Raw genomic sequence first — 22,815 nt, forward strand, 5'->3', positions numbered from 1 at the left:
GCGCTCCTGATGCTGGCGTTTGGGTTCGCCAGCTCGGTGCTAGCGGCCACGGGGAGCTGGAGCAGCCAAATGCCCTCGGTGATGGTGGCCATGAGCGATCGGGCAAGCAGTAGCCAGGCCATCAGCCCCCCTGCGGGCGTACCGCTGGGAAGTGCGACGTTGGCGAGAGTGCAATGGCGTTTCGAGACGCCTGCCCACGTGCCTGTCAACGCCTGGCTGTGCCATCCTGAACAGTGTGTGCCCTTGGGGAGCGCGCGTGGCAGTACCATGGCACTGTCCGGCCTGAGCGCCAGCGAACCGCTCTATATGCGTTTTGCGCTGTCGCCGGGGCAGCGACCCGTGCGGGTGCAGGGGTTACAGGTCATCGTGAACTATCAGTAAAGATCGTTTAGCCGTGAGGCGATAGGATGTATACAGCACAAGGCAGGATCAAGCAGAGTGAGCTGTTGACGCAATACATGCCACTGGTGAGACGTCAGGCCTTGACGCTGCAGGTCAGATTGCCCGCCAGTATCGAGCTGGATGATCTGATTCAAGCGGGTATGGTGGGCTTGCTGGAGGCGCTGGGTCGCTTTGATGCCGCACAGGGCGCGACGTTTGCCACGTTCGCCAGCCAGCGCATCCGGGGGGCCATGATGGATGAGCTGCGCACTCGGGATTGGCTGCCGCGCAGCGTGCGCCGCTCTGCCCGGGCGGTCGATGAAACCGTGCGCCGTTTGGAGCAGGTGCTGGGCAGGCCCCCCGAAGAGACGGAAATCGCGCAGGCATTGGATATGCCATTGAGTGACTATCAGCAGCTGCTGAATGACACCAACAGCGGTCAGTTACTGCCTTTCGAGGAGCTGGTGGCCGATGGCGGTGAGCCAGCGGGTGACGAAGGCAGCGCCAATCGCCCGTTCGAGCAGCTGCTCGATGAGCAGCAGCGGCGCACGCTCATCGAAGCCATTGAGGCGCTTCCCGAGCGTGAAAAACTGCTGATGGCTCTGTATTACCAGGAAGAGATGAACCTCAAGGAAGTGGGAGCGGTACTGGGTGTGACCGAGTCGCGAGTATCGCAACTGCATAGTCAGGCCGTTAGTCGCCTTCGTGCTCGCTTGAGCGACCAGCATTAACCCTCTTACCCTCTCACGTTAACCGGCAAGGAACCGTTGATGAACCCCTCTACGCTGATCGGCATATTTGCCAGCATGCTGTTATTGGTAAGCGTGCTGTTCTTCACCGCAGAATCACCCGAAAGCTTTATCAATTTGCCTGGCCTTGCCATCGTCATTACCGGCACCCTGGCAGCGACATTCATCAGCTACCCCCTGAAGGAGGTGCTGCGGGTGGTGCGCCTGGTAGGGCTGGTATTCCGCCGCGAGAATACCTACGTGCGCGACGATATCAGCGAGTTGGTGGCCATGTCGCGGTTATGGTTCAAGGGCGATGTGCGAGCCGTGGAGCGGGAGCTGGAGCACACGCGCAACCCGTTTCTGCGCACCGGGATTCAACTGGTCATTGCCAATACCAAGGAAGATGAAATTTTTGACATGCTGCGCTGGCGAATCGCACGTCTGAAGGCGCGGGAGCATGCCGAAGCACAGATTTTTCGCACCATGGCCACCTATGCGCCGGCCTTCGGCATGATCGGTACGCTGGTGGGGTTGGTCAACATGCTGGAAGTCATGGATGCGGGCGATCTGCAGGTGATTGGTCCGCGCATGGCCGTGGCGCTGCTCACCACGTTCTACGGTATTTTGCTGGCCAATCTGGTCTTCAAACCCATTGCCGTCAAGCTGGAGCGGCGCACCGAAGAGCGGTTGATCACCATGAACATGGTGTTGGAAGGCATTTCACTGATTACCAAGCGTCGTCTGCCGTCGTTCATCGAAGAGACGCTGAACTCGTTCGTGGCCAACTACCACGATGAAATTCGTGATGCGAGCGTCAAGCCGCGCCCGGATGCCGACCCGGCGCTAAAGAAAGGGTAGCCCCATGCTCAATCAGGATGCACGGCATGCGCTGGAGCTGCCTGCGGCAGCAAGCGAGAGCGATGAAGGGTGGCTGACCAGTTACCTGGACGTCTTGACGCTGCTGATTACCCTGTTCGTGCTCTTGCTGGCGCTGACGCCTCCTGGCGGTGGCGAAGGGAGGGAGAGCGATGCCATGGGGCCGGCCAGTGCCATCATGGCCATGCCGTTGGCCTCATTGGCCACTGGTATTCATCCACGTCACGACGGCGTGCAGCCGCAGATGGCCGGGCTGGATATTCCAGGAGTCAGTGTCTCGCAGGGCCGTGAAGGTATCACCCTGCGCATCGACGACAGCCTTTTGTTTCCCAGCGGTAACGATGTGCTAACGCCCCAGGGCCTGATCGTGTTAGAAGGTCTCACGTCGGTACTCCAAACGTTCGAAGGCCAAATCTCGGTGGAAGGACATACCGATAATGTGCCCATTGCCACCCCGCGTTTTCCCTCTAACTGGGAGCTTTCCACGGGGCGAGCCATTGCCGTGGTACGCCAGTTGGAGCGCCAGGGTATCGCCATTTCTCGTATGCGGGCAGTTGGCTATGCCGACACCCAACCCATGGAAAGCAACGCGACCGCGGACGGGCGAGCTGCCAACCGACGCGTTGAACTGCTGCTCAAGCAGCAGGTCGAGGGGTAAAGCTCTATCTCGAGGCTATCTTTGTGTTGACGCATCACTCTCGACTGCAATTCTTTGGCGCCGTGCTGGTGCTCGATCCCGACTGTCGGCAAATGCAGGTCGCTCTGGGTGAAAACCTGACGCTGGCCATTTCGGCTTACGAAATCAGCACGCTCAATATGCACCTCGAGCAAGAGCGCAAGGCGCTGGCTCTGGCCAACCATCGGCTGGAACAGTTGGCCCACTTCGATCCATTGATCCAGGCCTGGAACCGCTATCGTGTGGAAATCGCCGAGCAGCGAACCGGTTAATCTTCTGTTGTGCTGTCCTCGCACAGCTGCTGCATGCGCGCGATGGCGCTGTCTGCACCGGCAAGGCTGAAGGTCATGTACCACGGCTCCTGCTCGTTTTGGTCGAAGCCCAGGAACAGCTGCTCACCGGTGCGCATCTGTGCCATCAGTGTGTCGAGATCGCTCAGGTAAAAGTGCGCGTAGAAGCCGTCATCGCCGCGCTCGGTGATGAACTCGGCCATGGTGTCCACGATGGGTTGGTCATCGATACGCAGCCGGGTAGGCACCAGATTGACGGCGCGGCTCTCGCCCTGCTGCTGTGCCAGGGTCACGCGCATTTCCAGCCAGGGGAGGTCGCATACCCCTTGGGTGGTATTGAGGCTCAAGGTGGCATCGGAGTAGCTGTGGGTTTCGACAGCACGAAAATGGCGCTCTTCGCCCAGTGACAGCGCCATCGATGACCAGTGTTCATGGGGTTCGGCGTGCTCCACGTTGAACGTGGCCGCCTGGACGAGCTGGGCGTTGCCCAGCAGGCTCCCCCCCAGTATCGCCAGCAGTGTACGGCTCTTGACGGGCATAAGCGGTATCATCGTTGAAGGTCTAAAAGATAGGGCGTTCAAGCTTCCAGCAACGGCCTGACGTTGTCGGTCAGGTAGCAGTCGTCGAACTCTCCTTCGGTAGCCAGCGCATCGAGGTCCGGAATGGTGACATGGTGCCGGTCACGAAACACCAGACCGTCTTCGCTGAGTGCGGTGAAGGTTCGGCTGACATGAACCGGGCTCAAGCCCAGGATGTCGGCCAACTGCTCCTGTGACAGGGGGAGGCGGAACTGCCCGCTGATATCGTCGTTGGTCTGGCGCAAGCGCAGATACATTTCATGTAGGAAATGGGCCATCTTCTTGCGCGCGCTGCGCCGTGCCAGGTTGACCAGCCGTTCGGTCAGCAGCGCTTGCTGTCGGCTGGCAATGGCAAACATCACCGACGTGAGCGACAGCGACTCGCGGAAGACCTCCAGCATACGCTTGTGGGGAAAGTGGCAAATGACGCCGTCGCTGATCATGCGGACATTTTCAAGGCGCTGGGAAAACGCAAACTCTCGCAGGCCGATGATGTCACCGGGCAGGAAAACCTCCAGAATCTGACGGTCGCCGTTTTCGAGGTGCCGGTAGGAGTAGGCCCAGCCGCTGCGCAGCGTGCAGAACTCATTGGCCGGTGCGCCCATCTCCCAGAGCACCGTGCCTGCCTTGATGTTGGTGGGGCTCTCTTCCAGCGAGGCCAGCAGCGCTTTCTCGTCATCGTTGAGCGAGCAGTAGTGGCTAAAGTGGCGGATGATGCAGCTTTTGTCCTGTTCCACAGCGTGTGTCTCCTCACAGGAAGCAACCATTGTTAAGCAGTCTCGCTGCTTACTATAAGCAGTCAGCGCCGCCTTTTCCTGAATTTTTTGGCCGCTGCCTAAACGCTTGGGCAGCGGCCATGATGCGGCTAGCGTGTGGCACGGCTGCCACGTTCGAGTAACGGTGCCAGAAAGCGCCCGGTGTGCGATACCGTCTGTTTGGCCAGCTGTTCAGGGGTGCCCTCGGCGATGATTTGACCTCCGCCCGAACCGCCTTCCGGCCCCAGGTCGATCAACCAGTCGGCCGTCTTGATGACATCCAGGTTGTGCTCGATCACCACGATGGTATTGCCGTGGTCGCGCAGGCGGTGCAGCACCGTCAGCAGCTGGCGGATATCCTCGAAGTGCAGGCCGGTGGTGGGTTCATCCAGAATGTAGAGGGTTTTGCCGGTGTCGCGCTTGGCCAGCTCGCGCGCCAGCTTGACCCGCTGAGCCTCGCCCCCGGAAAGCGTCGTGGCGCTTTGCCCCAAACGGATGTAGGACAGCCCCACATCCATGAGCGTTTGCAGGCGTCGGGCGATGGCGGGCACGGGGCTGAAGAAGGCCAGCGCATCTTCCACCGTCATCTCCAATACCTCGTGGATGGTCTTGCCTTTGTAGTGGATATCCAGGGTTTCGCGATTGTAGCGCTTGCCCTTGCAGACGTCACAAGGGACGTAGATATCCGGCAGAAAGTGCATCTCCACCTTGATCATGCCTTCGCCCTGGCAGGCTTCGCAGCGGCCGCCCTTGACGTTGAAGCTGAACCGCCCGGGTTTGTAGCCCCGGGAACGAGCCTCCTGGGTACCGGCGAACAGCTCACGAATAGGCGTGAAAATGCCGGTATAGGTGGCCGGGTTGGAGCGCGGGGTGCGGCCGATCGGGCTCTGGTCGATGTCGATGACCTTGTCGAGCTGGTCCAGGCCTTCCACCTTTTCGTAGGGAGCCGGTGTCAGGGTGGTGGCCCGATTGAGTTCACGGGCGGCAATCGGCATCAGCGTGCCGTTGATCAGCGTCGACTTGCCGGAGCCGGAGACGCCCGTCACGGCAATGAACAGCCCCAGTGGCAGGCTGAGGGTGACATTTTGCAGGTTGTTGCCCGTGGCACCGCGCACCACCAGTTGCTTCTCGGGATTGCCCGGGATCCGGTAAGGCGGGACGGCGATTTCGCGGCTGCCGGAGAGATATTGGCCGGTCAGCGAATTCGGGTTGTCCATCACCTGCTGCGGCGTGCCCTGGGCGACGATCTCGCCCCCATGGACACCTGCACCGGGGCCGATGTCCAGCACGTGGTCCGCCGCGCGGATGGCATCTTCGTCGTGCTCGACGACGATCACGGTGTTGCCCAGGTCGCGCAATCGCTCCAGCGTCTTGAGCAGACGGTCGTTGTCCCGCTGGTGCAGCCCGATGGAGGGTTCGTCCAGAATGTACATGACGCCCACCAGGCCAGCACCGATCTGGCTAGCCAGGCGGATACGCTGTGCCTCACCCCCGGAGAGCGTGTCGGCGCTGCGTTCGAGGTTCAGGTAATCAAGCCCCACGTTGACCAGAAATTCCAGGCGAGCATGGATCTCGTTGACGATCTTGTCGGCAATTTCTCCCTTGCGCCCGGGAAGCGCCAGCGCGCCAAAGTAGCGCCACGCCTCGCCAATCGGCAGGTGGACGATATCCGCGATGTTTCGGTCATCGACATACACATGGCGAGACTCCTTGCGGAGCCGCGAGCCGTGGCAGGCGGTGCAGGGCTGAACCGCAATGTACTTGGCCAGGTCGTCGCGCACCATGCTGGACTCGGTTTCCCGGTAGCGGCGCTGCATGTTGGGCAGCACCCCTTCAAAGGCATGCTCACGGGTGACTTTCCGGCCACGGTCTCCCACGTAAACGAAGGGGACCAGCTCGCCACCACTGCCGTTGAGGATGATGTCCCGCTCGTGGCGGGCCAGCTCCTGCCAGGGCGTTTCCAGCTCGAAGCGGTAATGCTTGGCCAGCGCCTGTAGCTGGGTAAAGTAATAAATGTTGCGCCGATCCCAGCCCTTGATCACGCCTTCCGCCAGGGAAAGCTCGGGGTGGCTGATCAGTTTCTCCGGGTCGAAGTACTGCTGTATGCCCAGGCCGTCGCAGGTCGGGCACGCCCCTGCCGGGTTGTTGAACGAAAACATCCGCGGCTCCAACTCGGAGAGCGAATAGCCGCAAACGGGGCAGGCAAAGCGGGACGAGAAGACCAGATCGTCCTGCTCGCCGTCCATGAAATGCACCATGGCGGTGCCGTCGGCCAGGTTCAGGGCCGTCTCGAAGGATTCCGCCAGGCGCTGGGCGATATCGTCACGTACCTTGAAACGGTCCACGACCACGCTGATATCGTGCTTCTTGCGCTTGTCCAGCGGCGCTATGTCGTCCAACTCCAGCACCTGGCCATCAATCTGGACGCGCACGAACCCCTGCGCGCGCAGCTCGGACAGCAGCTGTAAATGCTCCCCCTTGCGGCCTTTGACGACCGGCGCCAGCAGCATCAAGCGGGTGCCTTCCGCCAGGTTCATGACCTGATCGACCATCTGGGAGATCGTCTGGGCTTCCAGGTCCTCGCCATGCTCTGGGCAGCGAGGGGTGCCGGCACGGGCAAACAGTAGGCGCAGGTAGTCGTAAATCTCGGTAATCGTGCCAACCGTCGACCGAGGGTTGTGAGAGGTGGATTTTTGCTCGATGGAGATGGCCGGAGAGAGCCCTTCGATGTGATCCACATCGGGCTTTTCCATCATTGATAGAAACTGGCGCGCATAGGTGGAGAGCGATTCCACATAGCGCCGCTGGCCCTCGGCGTAGAGCGTATCGAACGCTAGGGACGACTTGCCGGAGCCTGACAGGCCGGTAATCACGATCAGCTTGTCGCGGGGCAGCTCCACATCGATCTGCTTGAGGTTGTGGGTGCGGGCACCCCTGACCAGAATGCTGTCCATCAACACCTCGAATCGCGTGGCAAAAGCGTAATTATACGGTTGCGGCACCCCTTCCGGCAAAACTGTCTCGCTTCGCTGCAGCGTGGCGGGCATTTCATGCTTGGCGTTTCCAGCGTGCCGACAAAGCGCTAGAATGGGCGGTTATTTCAGGCCGTTCGGCCCACTCATCGTACACAAGGGTTCTATGCGCAAGGTTTCTGCACTGCTGCTGGCTGCCGAGCGCCGAGCCATCAGCGGCTTGGCCGGTCTCTACGCATCTCGCATGCTGGGACTCTTCATGGTGCTGCCGGTGCTGGCCTTGTATGCCGATACGCTGGAAGGGGCGACGCCGTTACTGGTTGGTCTGGCGTTGGGCGTGTATGGCCTGACCCAGGCCGTTCTGCAGATTCCGTTTGGCTGGCTGTCCGACCGGATCGGTAGAAAGCGAGTGATTGCCATGGGCCTGCTGATTTTTGCCGCAGGCAGCGTCGTGGCCGCCACGGCGGATACCATTGGTGGCGTGATCGTCGGTCGCGCGCTGCAGGGTAGCGGCGCCATTGCGGCGGCCATCATGGCGCTGCTGGCCGACCAGACCCGCGAGCAGGTACGCACCGTTGCCATGGCGACCATTGGCCTCTCCATCGGTGTGTCCTTTGCCGTTGCCATGGTGCTGGGGCCCTGGCTGGCGTCATGGGGAGGGCTGTCGAGCCTGTTCTGGTTCACGGCACTGCTCACGTTGGTGGGCTTGCTGGTATTGTGGCGCTGGGTGCCGCCAGCGCCCAGGCGCCTGCGCCACCGGGATGTCGGGCTGGACCGTCAGCAATTCAAGCGTGTCATTACCCGCTCGGACTTGTGGCGTCTGGATGTGTCGATTTTTGCCCTGCACCTGGTGCTCATGGCCATTTTCGTGGCCGTGCCGTTCCGCTTGCTGAACGCCGGGGTAGCGGTGGAGTACCATGGACTGGCCTATCTGGCCATCATGGGACTGTCGTTTGTCGCCATGGTGCCGCTGGTGATCGTGGCCGAAAAGCGCCAGCGCATGAAACTGATGTGCCTGCTGGCCATTGGGGCCATCGTGCTCAGTTTGGCGGCGCTGGGGCTACCGCTCTCCCAGGGGCAGTGGCTGTTTGTCTGGCTGCTGGTGTTTTTTACCGGCTTCAATTTGCTGGAGGCAACGCTGCCATCCATGCTAAGTAAACTGGCGCCTGCCGGAGCAAAAGGCACCGCCATGGGCGTCTACTCCACCAGCCAGTTCCTGGGCGCGTTTTTGGGCGGTACCCTGGGGGGGTGGCTGGCGCACACCTGGGGGCTGGACGCCGTGTTCATCGGCTGTGCGGTGCTGGCGCTGTGCTGGTGGCTGGCCATGTGCGGCATGCCGTCACCGCCGCCGCTCTCCAGTGAAGTGGTGGCATTGCAGGATACCCAGGCCGATGCCATGGACCTACTCATGGAGCACCTGGCCGATGTGGCGGGTGTCGAAGATGTCATGGTCGTGCCGGAAGAGCGCCTGGTATATTTGAAAGTCAATCGTAAAGAGCTTGATCAGGCGGCACTGGCCCGGTTGATTCCGCCACCGCGGCCCTGATCAATGAGAGACCATCACCGTTTACGACAAGGAGCGACCTTATGGCGCGCGGTATCAACAAAGTTATTCTGATCGGTAATCTGGGCCAGGATCCGGAAGTGCGTTTCACCCCTTCCGGTACAGCGGTCGCCAACCTGAACCTGGCCACCTCGGACACCTGGATGGATCGCCAGAGCGGCCAGCGGCAGGAGCGTACCGAATGGCACCGCGTGGTGCTCTTCAACAAGACGGCTGAAATTGCCCAGCAGTACCTGAAAAAAGGCTCCAAAGTCTATATCGAAGGTCGTCTGCAGACGCGTAAATGGCAGGACCAGAATGGCCAGGACCGTTACAGCACTGAAATCGTCGCCAACGACATGCAGATGCTGGATGGTCGCAGTGGTGACTACCAGGGAGGGGGGGCGCCGCAGGGTGGCTATGCCCAGCAAGCGCCAGCCCAGTCTGCGCCGCCGCAACAGCATTACCAGCAGCCGCCTCAGCAGGCACCTCAGCAGGCACCTCAGCAGGGTGGCTACGCTCCGCAACAGCATGCCGCGCCTCAGCGTGGCGGCGCGGCGCCTCAGCAGCAGCCGCCTGCGCATCAGCAAAACAGCAGCTACGGCGCTCCGGATCCCGGTAACTTCGACGATTTTGACGACGAAATTCCGTTCTGATCGCCATGCCGTGCTGGGCGTTGCCGCCACCCTACCGGGTTGAGAAAAGGGGTCTGTCTTGAAGCTGCTAATACTGAATGCAGGACACTGCTTGAGCCTGGCATTGGCCCGTGAGGCAAGTCGGCGCTCGGATACCGAGTTGGTGATTGAGCAGGGCGTGAGCGTTTCTCCAGACCAGCTGGCGGCCATCGCCCCGGAGGCGGTGATCATTCCGCCTCTGTCGCATCCCCTCAGCATGACGCCCGCCGATGTCTATGCCCATGCCGATGCGGTGGACCAGTGTGTCGACGCCTGTCGGGCGGCTGGCATTGCCCTGGTGTGGTGCGTGTCCGACCAGCTCTACGAAGAGGGGTTCGAGATCCCGATCGACGAGCATGTCGTGCCGGCCCCCCGTGATGAGTGTTTGCGCCGCCTGGTGCAGACCGGTGACCGTATTCGCGCGGAGTATCACCGCCACTTGATCGTGCGGCTGGGGCCGCTGTTCGCCCTGGAAGGTAGCCATGCCTGGCTCAATGAAGTCATCGACAGCTTTGTAGCAGGCCAGTCCGTGCGTGCGGCCGAAGACGTGATTTTTTGCCCTACCTCGGCGGATGCCGTGGCCATGGCGCTGGTGGGCATGCTTCAGCAGCAAGCCTGTGGGGCCGATGCCTGGGGGGCGTATCACCTGGCAGGCACCGAGCCGGTCAGTGCGTTTACGTTCGTCTCCATGGTGCGTACCCAGCTGGCCACCCATCTCGAAGGGCGTGGCGAAGCGGTCGAGCTGGGTGAGGTGCAGGCGTTGAACCACCATCACGATGCCAAGCTGCGGCGAGTGCTGAACTGTCGCCGCGTGCTGGACGTCTTTGGCGTGCACCAAAAACCCTGGCGGCTCGAGGTAGGGCGGATGCTGGATGCCTGGTGCCTGACCCGCACTCAGCCGACCGTCACCGGTACTGGAACAGGAGAGTCCGCTTGATGAATGTGGTACGCAGCCTGGTGTTTTATCTGGGCTATTTTTCAGCCATGCTGCTGATTGGTGTGCTGTTCCTGCCCGTGGCACCGTTTCTTCCCCTGGCGGCGCGCTATCGTCTGTTGAACCTCTACAACTACTTCCTGATGGTCTGGTTTCGGCTGGCCTGTGGGGTACGTTACGAAATTCAAGGGCGCGAACATATTCCTGCGGGGCCTTGCGTCATTCAGGCCAACCACCAGTGTGAGTGGGAAACGCTGTTCCTGCAGGTCATGAAGCCGCCGGTCTGTACGGTGCTCAAGCGAGAGCTGCTGCGTATCCCTGTGTTTGGCTGGGGGCTGCGCCTGCTACGTCCCATTAGCCTGGATCGCTCCAGGCCTGCTCGGGCCATGAAACAGGTGCTGACGCAGGGGGTGGAGCGTTTACACGGCGGACTTTCGGTACTGATCTTTCCGGAAGGCACGCGTGTCGATCCTGGTGTGCGCAAGCGCTACAACAAGAGCGGTAGCGTGGTCGCCTGCCGTGCCGGTGTGCCGGTGCTGCCGGTGGCGCACAATGCCGGTGAGCGTTGGCCGGGTCGCCAGTGGGTCAAACGCCCGGGTGTCCTGCGTGTGCGCATTGGCCCGCCCATCGACACCGCTGGGCGTACCCCAGACGAAGTATTGGCTGATGTGGAGGCGTGGATCGAAGGGCAGCTTCGCGAGATCTCCGAGGTGCCCAGGCCTTAAAAGCCGTTGCTCCAAAGCCAGTGCCCTGACAAACAGCGCACACGCTGCACCAACACAAACGGCGCCCTTGGGCGCCGTTTGTGTGGGTCGTTGAGACCGGATCAGCCGTTATAGCGCTGGAATACCAGGCAGGCATTGGTGCCGCCGAAGCCAAAGCTGTTGGACAGCACGCGGTCAATGGTGGCGTCATCGCGGCGTTGGGTCACGATATCGAAACCATCGGCTTGCTCGTCCAGGTGCTCGACATTGGCCGAGGCCGCCACGAAGCGGTGCTGCATCATGAGCAGCGAGTAGATCGCTTCTTGCACGCCGGTGGCGCCCAGCGAGTGGCCCGTCAACGATTTGGTAGAGCTCATGGCAGGCGTTGTGTCGCCAAAGACGCTACGGATCGCCTTCAATTCGGCCACATCGCCCACGGGGGTCGAGGTGCCGTGGGTATTGATGTAGTCGATGCTGCCATCGACGGTCGCCATGGCCTGACGCATGCAGCGCATGGCGCCTTCGCCAGACGGCGCGACCATGTCATGGCCATCGGAGGTTGCGCCGTAGCCGACCAGCTCGCCATAAATTTTGGCGCCGCGTGCCTTGGCATGTTCCAGCTCTTCCAGCACCAGCATGCCGCCGCCGCCCGCGATGACGAAGCCATCACGTGCTTGATCATAGGGGCGAGAAGCGTGCTCAGGAGTGTCGTTATAGTGCGTAGACAAGGCCCCCATGGCATCGAAAAGGCACGATAGCGTCCAGTGCTCTTCTTCACCGCCGCCTGCAAACACGACATCCTGCTTGCCTAGCTGAATCTGCTCCATGGCGCTGCCGATACAGTGAGCCGAGGTGGCGCAGGCAGAGGAGATGGAGTAGTTGATGCCCTTGATCTTGAACGGCGTGGCCAGACACGCCGAGACCGTGCTGCCCATGGTACGGGTGACCCGGTAAGGACCGACGCGACGCAGGCCTTTTTCGCGCATGACGTCGGCGGCTTCTACCTGGTTGGCGCTGGAGGCGCCGCCAGAGCCGGCAATAAGGCCGGTTCGCTCGTTGGAAACCTGCGCTTCGGTCAGGCCTGAATCTTCGATGGCTTGGGCCATGGAGACATAGGCGTAGGCGGCTGCATCACCCATGAAGCGGCGCAGTTTACGATCGATCAGTGCGTCCAGGTCGATATCGACGCTGCCTGCCACGTGGCTTCTGAAGCCGCGCTCGGCGTACTCTTCCTTGAACCGAATACCGCTACGCCCACTCTTGAGCGCATCCAGGACCTGTTGCTGGTCGTTGCCCAGGCAGGACACGATGCCAAGGCCGGTGACTACCACTCGTCGCATGGGAGCCTCCTGTTAAAAATTCGCAGTGGAGGTGAATAGGCCAACGCGCAGGTCATTGGCCTGGTAGATGTCGCGCCCGTCAACGGATACGGTGCCATCGGCAATACCCAGAATGAGCCGACGGGTAATGATGCGCTTCACGTTGATCCGGTACGTTACCTTTTTCGCATCGGGCAGAATCTGCCCGCTGAACTTGACGTCGCCACAGCCCAGGGCACGGCCCCGGCCAGGGTGACCCAGCCAACCGAGGTAGAAACCGACCAGCTGCCACATGGCATCCAGGCCCAGGCAGCCGGGCATGACCGGGTCGCCCGGGAAGTGGCAGTCAAAGAACCACAGGTCAGGCGTGATATCCAGCTCGGCGATCAATTCGCCCTTGCCGTGCTCACCGCCCTCTTCATGGATGTGAATGATGCGGTCAAGCATCAGCATGTTGGGGGCAGGCAGCTGTGCGTTGCCAGGGCCAAACAGCTCGCCGCGTGAGCAGGCCAGCAGTTCTTCGCGATCAAAGGAATGTTGCTTGGTCACTGAATCGTTCCGAAAGTCAAAAATGGTGGTTGCGCCTAGTCTACTTCCCGAAACCGCTGAATGCACGCCGCAGGCGTCTTATCCTGTGTTTTTAAGGCGCATCGTGACTGCCAATGACGACCATGGTCGCGTACGGATGCGGCACTCCATGCGCGAAATTGCCTAATCAACGGATGATTCACGTAATATGATCTATCCAGGGGTGGGGTAAGGCGGCATGATGTCATCCATACCGTTGCCGACGTAGTGACTGCTGAATAGGACAACAAGAAACGCCATGTGGCTGCCTATCTCGATGAATCGTCCTTTGGTCTGGGTGGCGCTGACTGCGCTGCCTGCCTGTGTCTGGATTCCAGATGCCGCGCTGCGCATGGTGGCGGCTGGTCTGGTTTCGCTGGGCTTGTGGGACGCCTGGCAACAGGTGCGCCAGCAGCGCTTGCGCTTGCGACTTTCCCTCGATGCCATTGGGCTGGCAGGGGACGCGATCGTGATTAGTGATGTCGATAACCGGGTCCTGATGGTCAACCCTGCGTTTACCGATATTACTGGATATGACAGCCAGGAGATAGTCGGCCGCAAGTTGGAGACCCTTGCCGCGCCGCGCCACGACAAAGCCTTCTATCAGAATTTCTGGAACACGCTGAAGGCCACCGGGCGTTGGGAAGGCGAGGTGTGGAACCGCCGCAAGCATGGCGACGAATACCCCGAATGGCTGAAGGTGCGTGCCGTCACCGACCGCCGCGGCAATATCACCCATTTCATCAGTCTGTTTGCCGATATTTCGGCGCAGAAGGCCCGCGAGCGCGACCTGCGCCGCATCGGCTATGAAGACCCCCTGACCGGGCTGCCCAATCGCCGCCGCCTGCATGACCTGATGGCATCACGCTTGCGCCACCTGCGTGCGGGAGAGAGCCTGGATATTGCGCTGATCGATATAGACGGCTTGAAATCGGTCAACGACAGCCTAGGCGTAGAGTACGGAGACCGCCTGCTGGCACGCTTTGCGCAACGGTTGGCCAGTTACATGGCAGGCAGTGTTGTGGGTCGACTGGGCGGCGATGAGTTCATGGTCATTCGCACCACTACCTTCGATGACCATGACAAGTGGATCATGACCTTGCGCGACCATATGGGGCGCCCGTTTGAAATCAACGACCAGTCGCTGCGCCTGGGGCTCTCCATCGGTAGTTGCCGGGCACCCGAAGATGGGCGTGATTCCGGCGTACTGTTCCAGCGCTTGGAGTCTGCGCTGTACAGCGCCAAGCGGCTGGGGCGTAACCATAGCCAGCGTTTCCGGCCGGCGCTCGACAAGCAGGACAACCCTCAACTGGCGCTGGTGAGTGACCTGCGCGCGGCGCTGATCTCGGGAGACCAGCTGGAGCTGCACTACCAGACCCAGCATCATCCCGGTACCGGCGAGCTGATGGGAATGGAAGCGCTGCTGCGTTGGCGCCACCCGCAAGACGGCATGATTTCACCAGGAGACTTCATTCCGTTGGCCGAGCGCCACGGCCTGATGGCCGAGCTGGGCAGTTGGGTCATCGAGAAAGCCTGCGCGCAGCAGGCCCATTGGCAGAACAGCGGCATGCCCAAGGTCACGGTGTGGATCAATATTTCGGCACTGCAGCTGTTTCAGGGCGATCTGGAAACGCAGTTGGCGACCTGCCTGGAGCGCTATCAGCTAAAGCCTGCCCAGATCGGCCTGGAGCTGACCGAGTCGGTGCTGCTCGACGAGCGTGCCGGTGACATGGGGCCGCGATTGCAGGCGTTACGCGATCAGGGGTATGCCATTGCCATTGACGATTTCGGCACGGGCTATTCGTCGCTGGGTTACCTGAAACGGCTGCCGGTCGACAAGATCAAACTGGACCGCGCCTTCATTCGCGATCTGCCCCATGATCAGGCCGATGCTGCAATCGTCACAGCCGTTCTTGCCATGGCGGCGGGGATGGGGCTCGACGTCGTCGCGGAAGGCGTCGAAACCCAGGCGCAGTGCCAGTTTCTGATCAAGGCGGGCTGTACCCTGGTGCAAGGGTTCTATTTTGCCAAGCCGCTCTCTGCCGCTGAGCTGGAGCAGCGCTGGTTGCCGCCACCCTTGGCGGAAGGGGCCAACTGATCAGCTCACGACGCTGGGTTGATAGCGGCGCATGTAAGTGCTGATGCCCCAGCAGCGCGAACACGGCAATGATGGCGCTGGCCGCCTCGTCCGCACTGACCTGCATGGGCATGGGGAAGTCGTTGCGATCCGTGAGAGGGGGCTTCACGAACCCAGGGCGAAATAGCGTTCCAGTGCTTGCCTACCCTCAATGTGATGGAGCGGATCGTTGAAAAAAACTTCTTCAGTATATGCCTCGTATGGTTTTTATCTGGCCTACTTCGACAAGGCCTTGAAGGCGTCCAGGGCACGTTGACGGGCGGCCTTGTGATCGACGATGGGAGCCGGGTAGTCCACCGGGTTCAGCATGTCCTGTGGTGGCGCATGACGCGCCTTGGCGGGCAAGGAAGCCAGCTCTGGTAGCCAGTGGGCGATGAAGGCCCCTTCAGGGTCGAAACGCGTTGACTGGGTGGTGGGGTTGAAGATGCGGAAGTAGGGCGCAGCGTCCGTGCCCGTGGAGGCCGCCCACTGCCAGCCACCGTTGTTGGCGCAAAATTCACCATCGACCAGATGGCGCATGAAAAAGGCTTCCCCACGCCGCCAGTCGATCAATAAATGCTTGCTCAAGAACATGGCGGTGACCATACGCAGTCGGTTGTGCATCCAGCCGGTCGTCACCAATTGGCGCATGGCCGCATCCACGATGGGGTAGCCAGTGCGCCCTTCGCACCAGGCTGCAAACCCCTCATCGTCGTCACGCCAAGCCAGATCGCGGGTATGCTCCTGAAAGGGTTGGTGCCGGCACACCTGAGGAAAGCCCACGGCCACATGCTGGTAAAACTCTCGCCAGATCAGCTCGCTGACCCAAGTGGTGAGTCCGGCGTCCCCGTCCGCCAGATGCCCCTCGTTTTCGCTCATCACGGCTTGTAAACATTGGCGATACGAGATCATGCCCAGCGCCAAGTAAGGCGAAAGCTCACTGGTACCACGTACGTTGGGGAAGTCGCGCTGTCGTTGGTAGTGCCGCCCGCGAAAGCGTAGAAAGCGCTCCAGGTGATCGCTGGCCGCGTTTTCACCCGCAGGCCATTGGCGGCCATCCACGGGGGAGTCCTCGAGCTCGGGGAGGGCGGGCAGTGGATCACTGGGCAGGTCCAGAGGCGACTGCGCCTGAGGCGTATCGCGTAGTGCCAGCTGCTCCTGAGTTATCTGCTTGTGCCACGCCTTGGCGAAGGGGGTGAAGACGCCATAGTAATCGCCCTTGCCGGTCAGCAGGCTGCCTGGCGCAAAGGCAATGGCATCGTGGTGGCCCTGTGCCGTAATACCCGCGTGTTTGAAGGCTTTCAGGACGGCCTGGTCACGGCGCTGTTCGTTCAGCGGATATTCGTAATTGAAGTGCAGTTGCTTTACGCCGTGCTCTTGAGCTAGCGCGAGCAGCACATCGGGGGCTTTATCGAAGCTATCGATATCGCGATGCAATAGCGGGATGTTGAGACCGCTCAAGGACTCCTTGAGGGAATGCACACCGCGTGCCCAGAAATCGAGCTTGTTAGCGCCGTGACCATGGGCGCGCCACTGCTTTACGCTGCGTAAAAAGACGGCCACCACCGGGCCTTTGGCGGCAGCCGCCGCCAAGGCAGAGTTATCGTGAATACGCAGGTCACTGCGTAGCCAAACCAACTGCAGATCCATGCGCACTCCCGTGGCGTGTCCTGTTGAGTGCTAAAGAATACCTGACTCGCGTAGCAGCGGGCGCAAACGCGCCACGGCCTGAGGCAGGTCATCGCCCAGCATGTGTACCGGGCCGTCGCGCAGCTCTGTTTCACGCAGCCGGGCGACTTCGCCGCACACGCCGATCGGTACGCCCAAACGCTCGGCCGCCTTGGGCAGGTCGACCCGAATGTAGTGGTCGTTTTCGCGCTGACCGCTGGAGAGCAACACCATGGAAGAGTGCAGGCGCGATACTGCCTGGGGCAGATCTTCCAGTGCCAGCGAATGGTCGAGCAGCTGTACACGGTAGCCCTGTTCGCTGGCCATCAGCGCACACATCAGCACCCAGAGCGGGCCCGGGTCATCAGGCATGGCGGTCAGCAGCAGCAGCGGGCCGCGGGTAGCCTGGTTGGCATAGTGCAGGCGAATGCCCACCTGGCTACGCAGGAAGGATTCGAAGGTGCGGCGCACCAGGTCGTCCGGCTGAGCGGCCCATTTGGCTTCCAGGCTCAAAATGACCGGCTGCCAAAGTTCGTTGATGGCCACGCTGAGCGGGTAGAGCGCCAGGCTTTGGTGATACAGCGCCTCGAGTTTGGGCAGGTCGACCGCTTCGATGATGGCTTGCAGCTGCTGCCGCTGGCTGGCCCAGTCACCGGCATCCGGTGCAGGGGCTTCCACGGTTTCCGGCTGGTCCAGCAGGTCGGCGACCTGACTGACCGGTACGCCACGGTTGAGCCACTGCAGGATACGCTCGATGCGACTGATGTCGTCCTGCGCATAAAGCCGATGGCCTTTTGGCGTGCGTTGCGGGCGAATCAAACCGTAGCGTCGCTCCCAAGCGCGCAGGGTGACCGAGTTCACACCCGTCAGACGGGAAACTTCCCGAATCGGATAGAGCGGAGTATCGGGTGGGTGGGTCGCCTTGTTGCTCATGGGCGCCATTGCCTCTTGGTTGCCTGCAATAGGTATTGCAGGGGTCTGTCTGTAATTGCCGTGGCGATCTTGCAGTGCCGGGTCGGCGGTATGCCACTCATTCGGGTTCGGGGCGTGTCGCTACGTCGATGAACCGATAATCGCTGAAATAGCGTCACGCTATTATAGCCACCTTTGTACAACTTGTGGCCGCTGGGTACAACCTCTGTGGCTTCCATGCCGCGACACTCCTGTGGTGATAATCGTTAGACCGACCGGCCTATTAAGGCCCTTGCCAGCGCATTCCCGGATAGCCAGGCATCCTCGACGCGGCTGCCTTTCCAGCTGTTACCGCATAGTGCGATACCTTGCTGGCTGTATAGGTATCCCTATCCGTTTGGCTTGGCGGGTTGGGCGTATCGCCAGCGATGATGACGACGCGGCTGAAGGCCCCATGATGGTTTCCTGCAGCGTCTTTCAAATGCCATGCGCCATCCGCCACCCGCTTCGAGCGCGACGATACGCGGTTCCGAAAGGAGGGCCGTGTGTGCATGAAGAGCGATGGCGTCTATCAGATACCGAGTCAGCGCACTCATGCGCGGAGCTCCGGTATAACGCAACTGGCCGTCATCGTGTGTTTGCCAACCGGATGCACTAGCCTGATAAGTGCACGTTGGCCAAGGGGCCACGCAGCCTGCGTCTTGCCACTGGGCGAGCTGTTGGGCGAAATCGGCATTGCGCACGGTAAATGCCTGAGCGCCCAGATCAAGCGTCGCCGCGGTGCGGCCCTCGCGCCTTGTCGAATAGGCTGACCGTCACGCCTTGCTGTGCCAGCAGGTGGGCGCAGGCCAGTCCTGACATGCCTGCGCCAATGATGGCCACGGCGTCGTGTGGAGTCAGCGCAGGGGGGGCAGCAAGGTGTTGGGGCATGGCGGCTCGCGAAGTGGACATCATGTTGAAGAGTGATTCTATTGTAGCAATTATGTATAGATATCGTGCAATTTAAAAAGTTGCAATACGGATGGTCGACTCGCCCGCTGCACCCAGCGACGGCGTTTTGCCATAGGTGATGGATAGATCATGGATAGGTGATGGAGTGCAGGGGCTATCCAGCTTCAGGAGGGCATACCATGCGAGTACTGATTACCGGCGGCAGCGGATTCGTGGGGCAGCGGTTATGCCCACAGCTGATTGCCCAAGGGCACGACGTGCAGGTGGTGTCGCGCACGCCCCACAAGGTACGCGGAAAGCTGCCCCCCGAGTGTGATATTCGCGATAGCGCGCAGGCATTTATCGATACGCCCCCCGATGCGCTGGTGAACCTGGCAGGGGAGTCGATAGCCGCCAAACGTTGGAGCGCCGAGCAAAAGGAGCGGTTGATCCGCTCGCGGGTCGACAGCACCCAGCAGCTGGTGGCGCTGTGCGAGCAGTTGGCGGCCAACGGCCAGCCGTTGCCTGCGGTCCTGGTCAGTGGCTCGGCCATGGGGTATTACGGCGATCAGGGCAGCAAGGTCGTAGATGAGGCTACCCCGCCCCACGATGAGTTTGCCCATCGGCTGTGTGCCCAGTGGGAAGCCGCTGCCAGGCCGGTGGAAGCTTTGGGGGTTCGGTTGGCCATTCTGCGCATAGGCCTAGTGCTGGAGGCAGGCGGCGGCACCCTGCAAAAAATGGTGCCGCCTTTCAAGCTAGGGCTGGGTGGGCGGTTCGGCGATGGTCAGCAGTTCATGCCTTGGGTCCATCGAGACGACCTGGTGGCTGCCATTATCTTCTTGATCAACGGCTCTGGTCTGTCGGGCGTTTTCAACGGCAGTGCACCGCATCCGGTGACCAACGCCGAGTTCACCCAGACGCTGGCTAGGCAGCTGCATCGTCCCGCCATTTTCCCGGTACCTGCCTTCGTGCTGAAGGCGGGCTTCGGCGAGATGTCACAGCTGCTGTTGACCGGCGCGGACATGCGACCGGCACGACTGCTCGAGGAGGGGTTCAGATTTCAATACCCGACGCTACCGAAAGCGCTGGCGGCCATTTTCTAGCCGCCAGCAAGCCGCTGGTCTAGGCGTTCGCTAGGCGTTCGGGTCAACGGTGATAATGACCCGCACCGAGTCGAGCCGCAGACGAGTGTTTTCGATGGCATCGCTGAGCGCCTGACGCTCCTGCTTGAGGGCTTCCAGCTCCTCGCTGCGCACCGCCGGGTTGTGCTCTGCCAGCGCCGTCAGGCGGGCCAGCTCGGCATCCAGCTGAGCACGCATGCGCGTTTCGGCGGCTTCCACGATGCTGGGCAGCTCCCGCTCGGCCTCGCTCTCCCCCTGGGTCAGCAGGTCACGCAGCTGGTCATGACGGCTCTTGATTAGGTCACGGGCCAGCGACTTGTTGACCTTCTGCAGATTTTTGCCCAGCCCGGTAAAGGAGATCTTGCTGGTCAGATTGGCCCCTGACTCATCCAGCAGTACCCGGACGGCCGTGGGGGGCAAAAAGCGGTTCAGGTGCAGCGCTTTAGGCGCCGGGCAGTGGGTGCGGAAGATCAGCTCGGCCATCAGTCGTCCACTGGGAATGGCCGGATGGCGCAGCAGCGCCAGGGCAGTATTGCCCATGGTGCCATCCAGAATGCGGCCCATCATCTCGCGCAGCAGCGGGTGCTCCCAGGAGAGGCGTTGCACGTCATCCCGCGCCAGGGCCTGGCCACGGCTGTAGGTGGCAGAGAAGCCCTCTTCCCCTTTGACCAGCCCCGGCAGTCCGTCCAGCATGTGCTGGCTGGGCTGTAGGTGCAGCAGGCCATTGCCAATTTCCTGACTATCGACCCCGAAGATATCCAGCGCACGCTCCACGTAGCGGGGCAGTGCCGGGTCTTCATCCAGCTCACGTACCGCATCAATGACCTGTTGCGCTTGGGCCGGGCGGCAGGCGTTCAGCTCCAGCAACCGGTTGCGGCCCGCGTCGCGCTCGGCCAGTTTGGCGGTGAACATTGCGTGGGTTTCGTCGATGATCTCGGTGAGCGCCTCATCGTCGAGCAGCGCATCGGCCAGCGCGTCGCCAAAGGCGTCGAACAGGTCGCTGCCAATGCCGTGGGGGGCGCTGAAAGCGGCCATGCCTTCGTCGTACCAGCGCTGCAGTCGCTCCCCCGGGCTGCCGATGAAGCTGGGCACGTGCAGTTCGATGGCGTGGCGTTGGCCAATCCGGTCGAGGCGGCCAATCCGCTGCTCCAGCTGGTCCGGGTGCTGGGGCATGTCGAACATCACCAGATGACGACAGAACTGGAAGTTGCGGCCTTCGGAGCCAATCTCGGAGCACACCAGCACCTGGCAGCCATCTTCCTCGTCGGCGAAGGCGGCGGCGGCGCGGTCGCGCTCCACCAGCGACAGCCCTTCGTGGAAGACCGGTGCCTGGTAGCCGCCCAGCACACGCAGGCCTTCGGCCAGCCCTTCGGCGGTTTCGCGGTGGTGGGCAATGACCAGCACCTTGTCGTTGGCAAAACCGTCTTCGCTGTCGTCGCTGAGCTTTTCCAGCAGCCAGTTGACCCGGGGGTCGATATGCCACCAGGGTTCACCGTTCAGCGGATCATTGCTCAGCTCGCGGTACATGGCATCCGGGTAGATCAGTACGTCCGGGTGGTCCATGCCGGTTTCGATCAGCAGCTCGTCCAGATAGTCCTCGTCGCGCTCCAGGCGGCGCAGCACTCGGCGATAGGCGGAAGGCAACTCCAGCTTGGTCAAGTGCAGCCGCCGCTCCGGGAAGCCGCCCACGTGGCGTCGGCTGTTGCGGAACATGACGCGCCCGGTGCCGTGACGGTCGAGCAGTGCATCGCGCAGTTGGGCACGGGCCGCGTCCTGCTGTTCAGAGCTGGCCTCGGCGTTGCACAGCGTCGCCAGCAGGGCCTGGCTGTCGCGGTCGTCGGCGATGGTGGCCACGCGCTCGCGGGCGCTGGGTGTCTGGGGCAGTTCCTCCAGCGCATCGATGGCGCTGGCCACGGCGACGTAGTGCTGCTCTTCGTCCTTGAAGCGCTCGATGTCGTGGTAGCGCTCCGGGTCCAGCAGGCGTAGCCGCGCAAAGTGGCTCTCCTGGCCCATCTGCTCGGGGGTGGCGGTGAGCAGCAGCAGGCCGGGGATCTCGGCGGCCAGCTGCTCCACGCACAGGTAGCCGGGGCCGCTGGTCTCCGGGTGCCAATCCAGGTGATGCGCCTCGTCGACGATCAGCAGGTCGAAACGGCTGGCCAGGGCCTGCTCCTGACGGTGACGATTGGCAAACAGCCAGCCCTGGCTGGCCAGCACCAGCTGGGCGCTCTCGAACGGATTGGCGCTGCCGTGGGCCTGGCTCTGATGCTCGTCGAGCAGCGTGACGGTCAGCGAGAAGCGGCGCAACAGCTCCACCAGCCACTGGTGGGTCAGGCTGTCGGGTACCAGAATCAGCGCGCGCTCTACACGGCCTGCCAACAGCAGGCGGTGGAGGATCAAGCCTGCTTCAATGGTCTTGCCAAGCCCCACTTCATCGGCCAGCAGCACCCTGGGGGCGTGGCGGCGTGCGACTTCGTCGGCGATATAGAGCTGGTGGGGAATCAGGTCGATGCGCGGCCCGGCAAACCCCAGGGCGCTGTGCTGTTCGATACGCTGAAAGTGATGCAGGGTACGAAAACGCAGGTCGAACCAGTCGTTGCGGTCCACCTGGCCGGTCAGCAAGCGGTCTCGGGCCTGGTCGAACTGCATGGTGTCGGCCAGGCGTGCTTCGGGCAGTTCGCGCAGGTTGCCGTCGCTGTCTTCACCGATGTAGGTGATCAGACCACGGCTCTCTTTGCTGTCGTCCACGATCATCTGCCAGCCGTCGGCTGACAGGACCCGGTCACCGCTGCCGAACATGACTCGGGTGAGGGGCGCCTGGCGGGTGTTGTAGGTGCGGGTTTCCTGGCTGGCACTGAACAAGATGGTAACGCTACGGGCGTCGCAGTTAAGCACGGTGCCAAGCCCAAGCTCGGCCTCGCCGTCGCTAATCCAGCGCTGGCCGGGAGAAAAATCGCTCATGATGCCTCGAGGAAGTCGTCAAAATCGGGTCGCTCGCCACCGGAATGAGCCTCGGTGGCAGACAGGGCGGGGGATTCTAACGCAAAGCAGCGAGGGGATTAAGGGCTATC

20 protein-coding genes are annotated in these 22,815 nt (G+C 61.7%); 11 read left to right on the forward strand and 9 right to left on the reverse strand.

Annotated features, from left to right (window positions below; translation table 11 throughout):
* Positions 1–69: 69 nt before the first annotated feature.
* The 5 genes from KVY02_RS00995 to KVY02_RS01015 are packed head-to-tail and all read left to right on the forward strand — an operon-like array spanning position 70 to position 2,936.
* The gene (locus KVY02_RS00995; protein ID WP_232710723.1) at positions 70–381 is read left to right on the forward strand and encodes a flagellar protein FlhE; all 312 of its coding nucleotides are present in this window, start codon (positions 70–72) and stop codon (positions 379–381) included.
* A gap of 26 nt (positions 382–407) precedes the next feature.
* Positions 408–1,112 carry an RNA polymerase sigma factor FliA gene (locus KVY02_RS01000; protein WP_016915732.1) on the forward strand — a complete coding sequence of 235 codons (705 nt, stop codon included), beginning with the start codon at positions 408–410 and terminating at the stop codon, positions 1,110–1,112.
* Between the two features lie 39 nt (positions 1,113–1,151).
* Positions 1,152–1,970, forward strand: a complete 819-nt coding sequence (locus KVY02_RS01005; RefSeq protein WP_081139211.1) for a motility protein A — start codon at positions 1,152–1,154, stop codon at positions 1,968–1,970.
* Between the two features lie 4 nt (positions 1,971–1,974).
* Positions 1,975–2,646: an OmpA/MotB family protein gene (locus KVY02_RS01010; protein ID WP_016915734.1), complete on the forward strand. Its 672-nt coding sequence runs from the start codon at positions 1,975–1,977 to the stop codon at positions 2,644–2,646.
* Positions 2,647–2,669: 23 nt separating this feature from the next.
* The gene (locus KVY02_RS01015) at positions 2,670–2,936 is read left to right on the forward strand and encodes a hypothetical protein (protein WP_081192109.1); all 267 of its coding nucleotides are present in this window, start codon (positions 2,670–2,672) and stop codon (positions 2,934–2,936) included.
* Here KVY02_RS01015 and KVY02_RS01020 read toward each other — a convergent pair.
* From KVY02_RS01020 to uvrA, 3 genes are all read right to left on the reverse strand, one after another.
* Positions 2,933–3,493 carry a hypothetical protein gene (locus tag KVY02_RS01020; RefSeq protein WP_218314137.1) on the reverse strand — a complete coding sequence of 187 codons (561 nt, stop codon included), beginning with the start codon at positions 3,491–3,493 and terminating at the stop codon, positions 2,933–2,935. The two genes, KVY02_RS01015 and KVY02_RS01020, sit on opposite strands and share 4 nt — an antisense overlap.
* Before the next feature lie 38 nt (positions 3,494–3,531).
* Entirely contained in the window at positions 3,532–4,269 is a 738-nt protein-coding gene (locus KVY02_RS01025) for a Crp/Fnr family transcriptional regulator (protein ID WP_016915737.1), read from the reverse strand.
* A gap of 128 nt (positions 4,270–4,397) precedes the next feature.
* On the reverse strand, positions 4,398–7,241 hold the full coding sequence (gene uvrA, locus KVY02_RS01030; RefSeq protein WP_193462132.1) for an excinuclease ABC subunit UvrA: 2,844 nt from the start codon (positions 7,239–7,241) through the stop codon (positions 4,398–4,400).
* A gap of 184 nt (positions 7,242–7,425) precedes the next feature.
* On the opposite strand from uvrA, the gene KVY02_RS01035 reads away from it, so the two are divergent.
* The 4 genes from KVY02_RS01035 to KVY02_RS01050 are packed head-to-tail and all read left to right on the forward strand — an operon-like array spanning position 7,426 to position 11,135.
* The gene (locus tag KVY02_RS01035) at positions 7,426–8,805 is read left to right on the forward strand and encodes an MFS transporter (protein ID WP_081192189.1); all 1,380 of its coding nucleotides are present in this window, start codon (positions 7,426–7,428) and stop codon (positions 8,803–8,805) included.
* A 41-nt stretch (positions 8,806–8,846) separates the two neighbouring features.
* On the forward strand, positions 8,847–9,458 hold the full coding sequence (ssb, locus tag KVY02_RS01040; protein WP_081192103.1) for a single-stranded DNA-binding protein: 612 nt from the start codon (positions 8,847–8,849) through the stop codon (positions 9,456–9,458).
* A gap of 58 nt (positions 9,459–9,516) precedes the next feature.
* Entirely contained in the window at positions 9,517–10,413 is an 897-nt protein-coding gene (locus KVY02_RS01045) for a sugar nucleotide-binding protein (RefSeq protein WP_218314138.1), read from the forward strand.
* Positions 10,410–11,135, forward strand: coding sequence for a lysophospholipid acyltransferase family protein (locus KVY02_RS01050; RefSeq protein WP_081139220.1), 726 nt, complete (start codon positions 10,410–10,412; stop codon positions 11,133–11,135). The genes KVY02_RS01045 and KVY02_RS01050 overlap by 4 nt, the downstream gene beginning before the upstream one ends.
* 101 nt (positions 11,136–11,236) lie before the next feature.
* Here the strand turns inward: KVY02_RS01050 and fabB are convergent, their stop codons facing one another.
* The gene (gene fabB, locus KVY02_RS01055) at positions 11,237–12,454 is read right to left on the reverse strand and encodes a beta-ketoacyl-ACP synthase I (protein ID WP_039180755.1); all 1,218 of its coding nucleotides are present in this window, start codon (positions 12,452–12,454) and stop codon (positions 11,237–11,239) included.
* Positions 12,455–12,466: 12 nt separating this feature from the next.
* Positions 12,467–12,982, reverse strand: a complete 516-nt coding sequence (gene fabA / locus KVY02_RS01060; RefSeq protein WP_016915744.1) for a 3-hydroxyacyl-[acyl-carrier-protein] dehydratase FabA — start codon at positions 12,980–12,982, stop codon at positions 12,467–12,469.
* 277 nt (positions 12,983–13,259) lie between these two features.
* Between fabA and KVY02_RS01065 the strand changes: the two genes are divergently transcribed.
* Positions 13,260–15,098, forward strand: coding sequence for a putative bifunctional diguanylate cyclase/phosphodiesterase (locus KVY02_RS01065; RefSeq protein WP_081139223.1), 1,839 nt, complete (start codon positions 13,260–13,262; stop codon positions 15,096–15,098).
* 255 nt (positions 15,099–15,353) lie between these two features.
* On the opposite strand, the gene phrB is transcribed toward KVY02_RS01065, so the two are convergent.
* The 3 genes from phrB to KVY02_RS18210 form a co-directional block, all read right to left on the reverse strand.
* Positions 15,354–16,766: a deoxyribodipyrimidine photo-lyase gene (gene phrB / locus KVY02_RS01070; protein ID WP_100730921.1), complete on the reverse strand. Its 1,413-nt coding sequence runs from the start codon at positions 16,764–16,766 to the stop codon at positions 15,354–15,356.
* A 30-nt stretch (positions 16,767–16,796) separates the two neighbouring features.
* Positions 16,797–17,717 (reverse strand): MerR family transcriptional regulator, encoded by a 921-nt coding sequence (locus KVY02_RS01075; protein WP_198517433.1) that lies wholly within the window; start codon positions 17,715–17,717, stop codon positions 16,797–16,799.
* Positions 17,718–18,461: 744 nt separating this feature from the next.
* Positions 18,462–18,626 (reverse strand): FAD-dependent oxidoreductase, encoded by a 165-nt coding sequence (locus KVY02_RS18210; protein WP_256357544.1) that lies wholly within the window; start codon positions 18,624–18,626, stop codon positions 18,462–18,464.
* A gap of 200 nt (positions 18,627–18,826) precedes the next feature.
* On the opposite strand from KVY02_RS18210, the gene KVY02_RS01085 reads away from it, so the two are divergent.
* A complete protein-coding gene (locus tag KVY02_RS01085; RefSeq protein ID WP_218314139.1) occupies positions 18,827–19,729 on the forward strand; it encodes a TIGR01777 family oxidoreductase in 903 nt (300 codons plus the stop codon).
* Positions 19,730–19,759: 30 nt separating this feature from the next.
* Here KVY02_RS01085 and rapA read toward each other — a convergent pair whose 3' ends face one another.
* Positions 19,760–22,705: an RNA polymerase-associated protein RapA gene (rapA, locus tag KVY02_RS01090; RefSeq protein WP_100730923.1), complete on the reverse strand. Its 2,946-nt coding sequence runs from the start codon at positions 22,703–22,705 to the stop codon at positions 19,760–19,762.
* Positions 22,706–22,815: the final 110 nt, after the last annotated feature.

It is taken from the genome of Halomonas sp. 18071143 (assembly GCF_019211725.1).
Lineage (GTDB): Bacteria > Pseudomonadota > Gammaproteobacteria > Pseudomonadales > Halomonadaceae > Vreelandella > Vreelandella stevensii.